General features: G+C 65.9%; 9 protein-coding genes, 1 pseudogene and 1 riboswitch. Of the genes and pseudogenes, 7 read left to right on the forward strand and 3 right to left on the reverse strand.

What is annotated here, in order from left to right:
* Positions 1-14 precede the first annotated feature (14 nt).
* Both VW23_RS08005 and VW23_RS08010 read left to right on the forward strand, forming a co-directional pair.
* Positions 15-608 (forward strand): DUF1134 domain-containing protein, encoded by a 594-nt coding sequence (locus VW23_RS08005; RefSeq protein WP_055877551.1) that lies wholly within the window; start codon positions 15-17, stop codon positions 606-608.
* A 194-nt stretch (positions 609-802) separates the two neighbouring features.
* Positions 803-1,987 (forward strand): coiled-coil domain-containing protein, encoded by a 1,185-nt coding sequence (locus VW23_RS08010; protein ID WP_069909054.1) that lies wholly within the window; start codon positions 803-805, stop codon positions 1,985-1,987.
* A 99-nt stretch (positions 1,988-2,086) separates the two neighbouring features.
* Here VW23_RS08010 and VW23_RS08015 read toward each other — a convergent pair whose 3' ends face one another.
* Complete coding sequence (locus VW23_RS08015) at positions 2,087-2,437, reverse strand: hypothetical protein (RefSeq protein ID WP_069909055.1); 351 nt, start codon at positions 2,435-2,437, stop codon at positions 2,087-2,089.
* Between VW23_RS08015 and VW23_RS08020 the strand changes: the two genes are divergently transcribed.
* The gene (locus tag VW23_RS08020) at positions 2,436-3,455 is read left to right on the forward strand and encodes an RluA family pseudouridine synthase (protein ID WP_069909056.1); all 1,020 of its coding nucleotides are present in this window, start codon (positions 2,436-2,438) and stop codon (positions 3,453-3,455) included. The genes VW23_RS08015 and VW23_RS08020 overlap by 2 nt on opposite strands.
* A gap of 353 nt (positions 3,456-3,808) precedes the next feature.
* Positions 3,809-4,696 carry an RNA polymerase sigma factor RpoH gene (rpoH, locus tag VW23_RS08025; RefSeq protein ID WP_069909057.1) on the forward strand — a complete coding sequence of 296 codons (888 nt, stop codon included), beginning with the start codon at positions 3,809-3,811 and terminating at the stop codon, positions 4,694-4,696.
* A 378-nt stretch (positions 4,697-5,074) separates the two neighbouring features.
* Here rpoH and blaOXA read toward each other — a convergent pair.
* Both blaOXA and VW23_RS08035 read right to left on the reverse strand, forming a co-directional pair.
* Positions 5,075-5,851: pseudogene (blaOXA, locus tag VW23_RS08030) on the reverse strand (class D beta-lactamase); the annotation flags it as partial.
* Positions 5,852-6,149: 298 nt separating this feature from the next.
* Positions 6,150-6,800: a thiamine diphosphokinase gene (locus VW23_RS08035; RefSeq protein WP_069909059.1), complete on the reverse strand. Its 651-nt coding sequence runs from the start codon at positions 6,798-6,800 to the stop codon at positions 6,150-6,152.
* 74 nt (positions 6,801-6,874) lie between these two features.
* Positions 6,875-6,972: riboswitch (TPP riboswitch) on the forward strand.
* 65 nt (positions 6,973-7,037) lie between these two features.
* Between VW23_RS08035 and thiB the strand changes: the two genes are divergently transcribed.
* The 3 genes from thiB to VW23_RS08050 are packed head-to-tail and all read left to right on the forward strand — an operon-like array spanning position 7,038 to position 10,252.
* Positions 7,038-8,042 carry a thiamine ABC transporter substrate binding subunit gene (gene thiB, locus VW23_RS08040; protein ID WP_069909060.1) on the forward strand — a complete coding sequence of 335 codons (1,005 nt, stop codon included), beginning with the start codon at positions 7,038-7,040 and terminating at the stop codon, positions 8,040-8,042.
* Positions 8,017-9,633, forward strand: coding sequence for an ABC transporter permease family protein (locus VW23_RS08045; protein WP_069909061.1), 1,617 nt, complete (start codon positions 8,017-8,019; stop codon positions 9,631-9,633). The genes thiB and VW23_RS08045 overlap by 26 nt, the downstream gene beginning before the upstream one ends.
* The gene (locus VW23_RS08050) at positions 9,620-10,252 is read left to right on the forward strand and encodes an ATP-binding cassette domain-containing protein (RefSeq protein WP_069909062.1); all 633 of its coding nucleotides are present in this window, start codon (positions 9,620-9,622) and stop codon (positions 10,250-10,252) included. The genes VW23_RS08045 and VW23_RS08050 overlap by 14 nt, the downstream gene beginning before the upstream one ends.
* Positions 10,253-10,284 lie beyond the last annotated feature (32 nt).

Consider the following 10,284-nt stretch of genomic DNA (forward strand, 5'->3'; position numbering starts at 1 on the left):
TCCGGAGTGCCCTCATGCTCGACCGCATGGTCTACCTCATTCTTGCCGCCTTCGTCGCGCTGACCGCGGCCACGCTGGTGCTGACCCCGACCTTCAGCCAGGCGCAGGAGCAAGGTTCACTCTCCGACACCTTCTCCGGCGACGAGCTGGTCGATACCGGCCACCAGTTCTTCGGCTCCGTCGCCCAGGGCCTCGCCTCGCTGGTCGAGCGCGCCGTCAGCCAGTTCGGCTTGCCCAACGCCTACATCCTCGGCGAGGAAGCCGGCGGCGCCATCTTCGCTGGCGCCCGCTACGGCGAAGGCACCATGTACACCCGCAACCAGGGCGAGCACTCGCTGTTCTGGCAGGGCCCGACCGTCGGCCTCGATTTCGGCGGCGACGGTTCCAAGGTGATGATGCTGGTCTACAACCTGAACTCGGTCTCCGACGTCTACGGCCGCTACCCTGGTGTCGATGGCTCCGCCTACGTCATCGGCGGGCTCGGCATGACGGTGATCAAATACGGCGATGTGGTGATGGTGCCGATCCGCTCCGGCGTCGGCGCCCGCCTCGGCGTCAATGTCGGCTACCTGAAGTTCACCCAGGAGCCGACCTGGAATCCGTTCTGAGCGGCCGGCGCTTCGATCGCGAAAACCATTCGGAATCCGTTCAACCGCCGTTCATCGCAGCGGCGCATCGTGACCGCGTGCCCGTCTTCCGGTAAGGTTACGACCTGACAGCGATAGCCGGGGGCGGCCATTGCTGCCAACGTAACGGGCGCGAACACCCGGGACCGGGCAGTTGCCGGTGGCGGAGTTGAGTTATGGTCATTGAAAACATTATGTATTTTGTGCTCGGCCTGCTCGTGGCCGGGCTTTTGGCGCTGATTATCATGCCGGCGGTGTGGCGCCGCGCCGTCCGCCTGACCAAAAAGCGCATCGAAGCCGCGACGCCGATGACCATGGCCGAGTTCCGCGCCGACAAGGACCAGCTGCGCGCCGAGTTCGCCTTGTCCACCAGGCGCCTCGAGATGAACGTCGAGGCCCTGCGCCGCCGCCTCTCCGACCAGCTCCGCGACATCAATCGCAAGAAGAACGAGCTCGGCGGCATCAAGGGCGAGCGCGACAGCCACCTGCAGGTGGTGCGTGAGCTCGAAGAGCGCGAAGCCGAAGCCCGCCGCCGCATCCTCGAGCTGGAAAAGGAAGGCGCCGACCTCGCCCAGAAACTGCGCATGCGCGACCGGGAACTGGGCGAGAAATCCAGCCAGCTCGACGCCGCCCGCGAAACCCTGCGCGGCAGCGCCCCGCGGGCCTTTGCCATCGAAGGCAAGGCGCTGAGCGGCAACTACAACACCGATATCGACGAGCTGCTGCAATATCTCGAGATCGAAAAAAAGCGCTCCGAATTCCTCGAAACGCAGAACCGCACGCTGATCGAGAGCCTCGAGAATTCCGACAAGAGCGGCGCCGAAGCGCGGGCCGCGGCCACCGAACTGCGTGAAAAGCTGGCCAAGCGCGACGACGTGGTGAGCGACGCCCAGTCCGATCTCGCCGAGGCCGAAGCCCGTATCGCCGACGCCGAGAGCCGCGTCTCCACCCTCCTCGCCGAGACCACCAAGCTGGTCGGCGACGGCGAGGAAAAGCGCGACATGCTGCTGGCCGAAAAGCTTGGCCTCGAAGAAGAAATGGAAAAGCTCCGCGCCAAGGTGGCGAGCGTCGAAGGCACGGTGATGGCCGACTGGGACAGCGACCGCATCGAGCAGTCGCACCTGCGCGAGCGCCTCAACGACATCGCTTCGGACGTCAGCCGCCTGGTCTACGCGCTGGAAGGCAATGGCCCGATCGACGAGGAAGAGAGCCTCGCCTCCCGCATGCAGAAATTCGTCGACGCCGAGGAAGCCGAGGCCCCGGCGGTCAAGGGCCCCAAGGCAAGAAAGGGCGGCGCCCCAGAGGGCCAGGCGGTGTCCGACCGGTTGAAGGCACTGCGCGAGCTGCAGGACGGGAACTGAGGGGCTTGGCCCCAGCTGATCGGCAAGGCACGACCTCGCCTCCAACGGGGGCGCAATACCCCGGGTAGCGATCCTACTAGCTGTCCCCCAGCCAGCGACCTACTCGCTGACGACAGGCACTTCGCGGATCATCTCGCCCGACTTGCCATCGAAAATGCGCACGCTGGTCAGTGGCCCGAGCTTGTAGGTGACGGTCACCCGGCCATCCGCCGCGACCGCCGAAACCACTTCGCCGCCGGCCGGAATCTTCAGCGCGGCGATCACATAGTCGCTGCCGGCTTTGCTGTCGCTCTGCGATGCGCGGTAGACCAGTGCGCCGCCGATGGCGATAAGGCCCACCACCAGTAGCCCCATCGATATGATGAAGGACTTTCGCGCCCGGTTGAGCACGGCCTTGGCTTCCGGCGTCAGTTCCGGGGTGGTTTCGGGTTTGTCTTGAGGAGCGCTCATGCAGGAAATTTCCGGCGAGGAACAGGAGTGGCAGTTGCTGGTCGATGCCGCCGACGCCGGCAGCCGGCTGGATGCCGCACTCGCCCGTGCCGTACCGGTCTTCTCGCGCAACCGGATCAAGGACCTGATACTGGCCGGAAGCGTCGCGATCAATGGGCGAGCTGTCACAGAGCCCAAATACAAGCTGCGCGACGGCGAGGAAGTGACACTCGTCGCCCCCGAGCCGATCGAGGCCGAGCCGACCCCCGAAAACATCCCGCTCGATATCCTCTATGAGGACGACCAGTTGATCGTCATCAACAAGCCGGTCGGCATGGTGGTCCACCCTGCCCCCGGCAATTACACCGGCACGCTGGTCAACGCCCTGCTCTACCATTGCGGCGACAGCCTCAAGGGCATTGGCGGAGTGAAGCGTCCAGGGATCGTCCACCGCCTCGACAAGGACACCTCGGGCGTCATGGTCGCCGCCAAAACTGAGCAGGCGCATAATCACCTCGCCGCCCAGTTCGCCGATCACGGCCGAACCGGGCCCCTCCACCGCGCCTACATGGCTTATTGCTGGGGCCGCACCCAGCAGGCCTCCGGCACCGTCGAGGCGCCGCTCGGCCGCGACCCGGCCAACCGGCTGAAGCAGGCGGTGCGCCAGGATGGCCGCGAGGCCATCACCCATTACTGGGTCGAGGCGCGCTTCGGCGACGAGGGCTGGGACATCACCCGCATCCGCTGCGAACTCGAAACCGGCCGTACCCATCAGATCCGCGTCCACATGGCCCATATCGGCCACCCGCTGGTCTCCGACATGGTCTACGGCCCGGGCTTCGCCACCAAGGTCAACCGGCTGCCCGACGCGGCAAAGGCCGCGGTCGCAGCGCTGGGCCGGCAAGCGCTGCACGCCGCCGAACTCGGCTTCGAGCACCCGGTGAGCGGCGACGAAATGCAGTTCGAAGCGCCGCTGCCGCCCGATCTCGAGGCGCTCGAGGCAGCCATCGAGCCGTTCGATCGGGCGTTTGCGCGGTAGGGCACTACTGAGAGGAACCGTTCCCTCCACCCACTCGGTGTCATCCCCGCGAAAGCGGGGACCTCCGTTTGCGATCTCGCGGGTGGCACCAAAACAGAGGTTCCCGCTTTCGCGGGAATGACCCGGTGGGTAAAGGCGAGACTGCTGGCAAGCTCCGCCGAGCGTCGCCGCAGGCCAAATGCCCACCTGCAAGGTTCACGCAACCTTCGGGGTCTACCAACGTTTTCATGCAGGGTCGGTGGGTCTTATCAAGACCGATTTTCGACCTATATATCTCTGACAGTCAGCCGTGTGCCGGACTGGACACGGCTGCGTATCTGCCCGTGACTACGGGGGAAAGACGAGGGTGCATTATGGCCCAGACCAATCTGCCAATTCTTTCGGCTGAGGGTGGACTCAGCCGCTATCTCCAGGAAATTCGTAAGTTTCCGATGCTTGAGCCTGACGAGGAATATATGCTCGCCAAGCGCTACAAGGAGCATCAGGATCCCGGTTCCGCCCAGAAGCTGATCACCTCGCATCTGCGCCTCGTGGCGAAGATTGCGATGGGCTATCGCGGCTATGGCCTGCCCATCTCCGAGGTGATCTCGGAAGGCAATGTCGGCCTGATGCATGCGGTGAAGCGCTTCGAGCCCGAAAAGGGCTTCCGCCTCGCGACCTACGCGATGTGGTGGATCCGCGCCGCCATTCAGGAATACGTGCTGCGCTCGTGGTCGCTGGTGAAGATCGGCACCACCGCGGCACAGAAGCGGCTGTTCTTCAACCTCAGGAAGATCAAGGGGCAGATCGCCGCCCTCGATGACGGGAACCTGCATCCCGATCAGATCAAGCAGATCGCGACGACGCTGCACGTCACCGAAAGCGACGTCGTGTCGATGAACCAGCGCCTCTCCGGCGACGCCTCGCTCAACGCGCCGATGCGCGCCGACGAAGGCGCCTCGGAGTGGCAGGACTGGCTGGTCGACGATACGCCGGACCAGGAGACTACCCTCGGCGAGACCGAGGAATTCTCCGAGCGCATGGGCCTGCTCACCAACGCGATGAGCGACCTTAACGAGCGCGAGAAGGCCATCTTCCAGGCCCGGCGCCTGCGCGACGAGCCGGCGACGCTCGAAGAGCTGGCGCAGGAATACAATGTCAGCCGCGAGCGCATCCGGCAGATCGAAGTCCGCGCCTTCGAAAAGGTGCAGGAAGCCGTGCAGAAGGCGGCACACGCGAAGTCGCGCGAAGCCAGCCTCTGAGCGTTTTCGCCTAAGTGAATGAAAGGGCCGCCCGATGGGCGGCCCTTTTGTTTGTCGCGAGTTCGGCGGCCGCGAACCCCTCACCCGTCTCGGCCTTCGGCCGATCCACCCTCTCCCCGACGGGGAGAGGAAAAGAGGTGATCGCCGCACTCTCGGGATTCTTCTCCCCGTCGGGGAGAAGGTGGCGCGTAGCGCCGGATGAGGGGTGAGCCACAATTTTCACGGGTGGCCGCAACGACGGTCCTGGCCCAATCAGCTGTATGTGGCGAACACCCAGGCCAGTCAGCCGTTCTGCGGCGGTCCGATCACCGGTACCACCGCCGGACGCGGTTGTTGCGCCCAGGCGAACTCGCCCTTGCCCCATTTGGCGAACCGCGCCAGCAGCGCATCGCGGGCTCGCATGCCGGCCGGGCCGGCGGTCTTCTTGTTCTCGCGGATCAGGTAGGCGAAGGCCAGCCGCTCGCCATCACGTTCGGCCCAGCCGACGAACCAGCCGGTCTGCCGGCGCGAGTTGAACGTTCCGTCGGCATTGCGCTCATAATAGGTGCCGGTTTTGCCCGAGACGGTCCATTTGCCGGCCGTGAAGCTCGGCATGATGGCGACCACTGCCGCCTGTGCTTCAGCCGACGCCGGCAGTTCGCCGGCCAGCATCCGCCGCACGAACCGCACCTGCTCTTCCGGCGTGATCAGCAGCGACGAGTTGATCCACGAGCGCAGCAGACTGTTGTTCTTCCCCGGATCGCCCGAGATATCGGCATTGCCATAGTCGAAATCGCTGACGTACTTGCCGAACCGCTCAGCACCCATCTCGGCCACCAGCACGCGCGAGTACCAGAGCACCGAATCGCGCAACCAGGTGGTGGGTGTAGTGGTCACCTTCCAGTCGGCCCGGTTCGCGTCATACTCAGCTTTGTACGGCCAGGCCGGCTCGTCCGCGCCGGTGAGGATCCCGGCATCAAAACCCATCACCGCCAGCGGCACCTTGAACGTCGAGGCCGGCGAGGTCGGCGTGTCGCAACCGCCGCCCTCCTGCAACCGCACCGCGCTGCTCTGAGCGTCGACGATCAATGTGCACACCACTTCCGCCCGGCTCGCGGACACGGCGGCAAGGCTCAGCACTAAGGCTGCAATCAGAACTTTCACGAATGGCCCCAAGGTCTTAAAGACCGCGACATGTACCGGGGATTTGGGCGGAATTTCGCCGGAACCGCATTGACGCAGGGACTTTGTGAAGGCGGAAGCAGACGACCCCCTCCCATCCTCCCCCATAAAGCGGGAGGTGCCCGGCTGGTGTGTTTGGCACGATCGAAGACAGCGCCTCGACTCTTCACCTCCCCCTTTATGGGGGACTTCGAGCCGTCCCGAAGGGCAAATCGCTCCAGTGGAGCGATTTGAGGGGAGAAGGCCATGAGAGCTGCGCTCGAATGGCGAGGGAGGGGGTCGTCTCTATCAGTCAGCGCTTCTCCAACAGCAGCTTCGCGATCAACTGCGCCAGGTACTTCCGCGGCAGGATCAGGAGGTATGGCGCATGCACGCCCTCTTCCGGCACGATCCTGAACGGCCCGGTCAGCGCCTCGTTCGAGGTCCCGGTCCGCACTCCCGGCGCCAGCTTCACCGCGTCGAGCGGGTATTTCAGCCCTTCCGAGGTCCAGAAGGTTATCGCCGCCAGTGGGTGGATGGAGACGCGCTCGCCGGGATCGACCGTGAATGAGAACGCCTTGGTCAGCGGCAGCGCCACGTCCTCTTCGTCGACCAGCACGATCTTGCGCTTTGCCGCGTACTTGGTCACCGCATCGAGCGCTGCCAGCGTGTGGTCGAAGCGTCGCCCGGTCATCCCCAGCGCCACCGTCACCGGCGCACGGGTCGAATACAGCGACTTCTCGAAATCGGTGGTTTCCTGCTCGCTGATCTGCATCAGCCGGGTCTTGCCCAGCCAGGAGTGCGGGTTCTTCAGCGAATCGAAATCGCCGATGATCAGCTCAGGCTTGAGGCCGGCCTCGACGATCTGGTCGGCTCCGCCATCGGCCCCGACCAGGTGGCCGCCCGAAGCGTAGAGCTCGCGCAGGAGGTCGAAATCGACCGTCCCGCCGCCAACGATGACCATCAGGTCGTCAAAGACCGCAACGGAAGTCTGGGGGGCACGCGCTTGCACGGAGGGAAAACTCTGTCTATCTGTCAGCTGTCTCGCTGGGGTGTTCCGGGTCTTCCGGAGCTGAGAGTTACCCATTGAACCTGAACCAGGTCATGCTGGCGGAGGAAGTTCGAGATGGCAAGGGCGCGACAGCGTCCGATCCATTGACGTCCCCTTCATTCACATGGCCGCAACCGAAGGGAACGACTTATGCGCGCGTTCGCACACTTCGCGTTGGCGGCAGTCATCTGCGCCACCGCCCTGCCTGTCCTCGCCCAGGACACGCCAATCCTCAAGCCGATCCTCAACATCTACACCTATGATGGCTTCGCCGCCGAGTGGGGGCCCGGCCCCGGCCTCAAGGCCGGCTTCGAAAAAACCTGCAACTGCACCATCGAGTGGACCACCTCCGAGGACGCCATCTCGAACCTGAGGAAAGTGCAGCTCGAAGGCACCGCGACCAAGGCCGACGTGGTGCTCGGCCTCGACACCGCGACCTCGGGCGAAGCCCGCGCCACGGGCCTCTTCGCGCCGCACGGCCTCACTCCTGAGGGCCTGGTGCTGCCGTGGAACGACGCCGAGTTCGTGCCCTTCGACTACGGCTATTTCGCCTTTGTCTATGACAGGCAGAAGACGCCCAACCCGCCGACCTCGTTCGAGGAGCTCATTGCACTCCCCGCGAGCTTCAAGATCGTCATCGAGGACCCGCGCTCGTCGACGCCCGGCCTCGGCAATGTGCTGTGGGTCGAGGCCGCCTATGGCAACCGCGCGCCGGAGATCTGGAAGGGCCTGAAGCCGCACGTCCTCACCATGACCCGCGGCTGGTCGGAAGCCTATGGGCTGTTCCTCGACGGCCAGGCCGACATGGTGCTGAGCTACACCACCTCGCCCGCCTACCACGCCATCGCCGAGGACAAGCACAACTATGCCTACGCCCCCTTCTCCGAGGGCTATGTCGCGCAGGTCGAGGTCGCCGGCGTGCTGAAGAGCTCCGATCAACCCGAGCTCGCCAAGGCCTTCCTCGCCTACCTGACGACGCCGGAAGCGCAGAAGATCATCCCCACCACCAACTGGATGTATCCGGTGATCGACCTTGGCGCCGACCTGCCGGCCGAGTTCGGCAAGCCGCCGGAGAAAGTCCTGACGATCGACGAAGCCGCGCTTGCCGCCAATGGCCGGGCCTGGGTCGATGCTGCTCTCGCCGCGCTCCAGTAACCTGGTGCTGCCGCACCGCCCGCTCCGGCTCATCGCCGGGGCGGGTATCGCAGCGGCCATCGCCGCGCTGGTGGCGCTGGTGCTGCTGGCCATCCTCGCCACTGCGGCGGGCGAGCCGCCGCGGCAATCGCGTGTCGATGTCTGGCACCTCGTCGTCATGACCACCATCCAGGCCGGGCTCACCACCGTGCTGTCGCTGCTCGTCGGCACGGCGCTGGCCTGGGCGCTGAACCGGCTGCGTTTCCCGGGCCGCGACCTGATCGTCGGATTGTTCGCCTCCGCCATCGTCACCCCCGGCCTGATCGTTGCCTTCGGGCTGCTCGCCGTCTGGGGTCGGGCTGGTTGGGTCAACCAGGCCTCGCTGGCCATAACCGGCCACCCGCTCGAGGTGCCGCTGTTCGGCCTTGGCGGCATCCTCGCTGCCCATGTGATCCTCGATGCTTCGTTTGCCGCCCGCATCCTCCTGGCGCGGCTCGATGCCATCCCGGAAAAGCGCCTGAAGACCGGCCAGAGCCTCGGACTCGGCGCCTGGCCGCGCTTCAGGGTGATCGATTGGCCGATGCTGCGCACCACCCTGCCCGGCCTCGCCGCCATCATCTTCCTCCTCGCCTTCACCAGTTTCCCGATTGTCTTGCTGCTCGGCGGCGGCCCGGCCAACCAGACGCTGGAAGTGGCGATCTATGCCGCGGTGCGGCTCGATTTCGATCTCCGCGGCGCCGTCACCCTGGCGCTGGTGCAGATCGGCATATGCTCCGCCATCATCATCGCCGCCTCGGCCTTTGCGCCGATCTCCGCCAGCACCGGCGGCTCGACCCCGCCGCGCTGGCGCGACGGCACTGGCGCGCGGCTGGCGCAATGGACGGTGCTGGTCTTCGGCATCGTCGGCTTCGCCCTGCCGCTGCTCGCCATCCTCATCGACGGCATCGGCCCCGGCATCATCGAGGTGGCAAGCCGCGCGAGCTTCTGGAAGGCGGTCGGCACCAGCCTGCTGCTCGGCTCGGGCTCCGCCATCCTGACGCTGCTCCTGGCGCTCGGCATCGGCATGGGCCGCGCCGCCTCCCGCATCCCGCTGCTCCGCGTCGGCATCGGCGCCCCGGCCTATGCCTATCTGGCGGTGCCCGCCGTGGTGCTGTCGCTCGGTGCCTTCCTCCTCGTCCGCAATGCCGGGATGCTGCCCGAAGCGGCTGCCCCAGTGGTGGTGCTGCTCGCCAACGCGCTGCTCTCCCTGCCCTTTGCGCTGGCGACACTGGCGCCGCCACTCGACGCCATTGCCGAACGCCGCGGCCGGCTGATCCGCTCGCTCGGCCTCAGCGGCTGGCGGCAGTTCGTGACGGTCGAATGGCCGCTGCTCGGCCGCGAAGCCGGCGTCGTCGTGGCGCTGGCATTCTGCTTTTCGCTCGGCGATCTCGGCGTCATCGCACTGTTCGGCACCGAGGATTTCGCCACCCTGCCGCTGCTGATGTACCGGGCGCTCGGCGCCTATCGCAGCAACGATGCGGCGGCGATCGCGGCGCTGATGCTGGTGATCACCATCGCCGCCTTCGTGCTGCTGCCAAAACTGTTCGGAAAGCTCACCGATGCTTCAAGCTGAACACCTGCGCTTCATCCACCCCGGCGCCACCAGGCAGTTCGACCTGAGCATGGTGGCCAGACCCGGCGAGATCACCGCCGTGAGCGGCCAGTCCGGCTCCGGCAAGTCGACTCTGCTCGACCTGATCGCCGGGTTCCTCACCCCATCGGCCGGTCGCCTGACGCTCGACGGACAGGACCTGCTGCCGCTGCCGCCGGAGCAGCGACCGATCTCTATCCTGTTCCAGTCCGAAACCCTGTTCGAGCATCTCAGTGCCTACCAGAACCTCGAGCTCGGCCTGCCCCGCGGCGCCACCGACCTGCAACAGCAGATCGCGGCGGCGCTGGCCGAGGTGGGCTTGCCCGGCGTGCTGAAGCAGCGCGCCGACACGCTCTCGGGCGGCGAAAAGCAGCGCGTCGCCTTGGCCCGCACCCTGCTGCGCAACCGCCCGGTGCTGCTGCTCGACGAGCCGTTCTCCGCCCTCGACGACGACACCCGCGGCACCATCCGCACGCTGGTGAAATCACTGACCGAACGGCACCGATGGATCACCCTGCTGGTGAGCCACCACGTCGACGACGTCGAGGCGCTGGCAACACGACGCTACCAGTTGCGCGACGGCATGCTGTTCGAGGGGTAGAGGGCTGAGGGTCGCGTGGCACCCCATTGGCC

Source organism: Devosia insulae DS-56 (assembly GCF_000970465.2).
In the GTDB taxonomy this organism is placed as follows: Bacteria; Pseudomonadota; Alphaproteobacteria; order Rhizobiales; family Devosiaceae; genus Devosia_A; species Devosia_A insulae.